This is a genomic window from Paenibacillus sp. Y916 (assembly GCF_056786435.1).
The window spans coordinates 1-551 of record NZ_JBXCJA010000032.1 but is presented as its reverse complement, the minus strand read 5'-3'; the positions used below and the strand labels follow the sequence as shown (position 1 = coordinate 551).

Annotated in this window: 4 tRNA genes; all 4 read right to left on the bottom strand. The window is 46.8% G+C overall.

Annotated elements, in window-relative coordinates:
• Positions 1-29 precede the first annotated feature (29 nt).
• The 4 genes from AC1TO9_RS24535 to AC1TO9_RS24520 all read right to left on the bottom strand — a co-directional run bounded on the left by AC1TO9_RS24535 (position 30) and on the right by AC1TO9_RS24520 (position 437).
• Positions 30-105: transfer RNA gene (locus AC1TO9_RS24535), tRNA-Val, on the bottom strand.
• Positions 106-179: 74 nt separating this feature from the next.
• Positions 180-254, bottom strand: a tRNA-Glu gene (locus AC1TO9_RS24530).
• A gap of 11 nt (positions 255-265) precedes the next feature.
• Positions 266-357, bottom strand: a tRNA-Ser gene (locus AC1TO9_RS24525).
• A 4-nt stretch (positions 358-361) separates the two neighbouring features.
• Positions 362-437 (bottom strand) — tRNA-Asn (locus AC1TO9_RS24520).
• Positions 438-551 lie beyond the last annotated feature (114 nt).

Genomic DNA, 551 nt, shown 5'->3' with positions numbered 1-551 from the left:
TCCACCCCGCGTCATCTAAAAAATTACTATGGTGGAGGCTGAGGGGATCGAACCCCCGACCCTCTGCTTGTAAGGCAGATGCTCTCCCAGCTGAGCTAAGCCTCCATAAGAAAGACAATAACTATCATAACAGATATACTTAAGTTAAATCAAGTCCTAACTTGAATATATTATACAATTGGTGACCCGTAGGGGACTCGAACCCCTGTTACCTCCGTGAAAGGGAGGTGTCTTAACCACTTGACCAACGGGCCTAATTAAAATATGGCGGAGAGAGAGGGATTCGAACCCTCGAGACGCTTTTGGCGCCTACACGATTTCCAATCGTGCTCCTTCGGCCAGCTCGGACACCTCTCCATAATGGCTCCCCGAACAGGACTCGAACCTGTGACAACTCGATTAACAGTCGAGTGCTCTACCAACTGAGCTATCAGGGAATACTAATTATCCAGATGTTTGATCACCTGAAAACTAGATACGAACGAATTTGTGTTAGAATTATTAGGATAAGCCCTCGACCGATTAGTATTGGTCAGCTCCGCACATTGCTG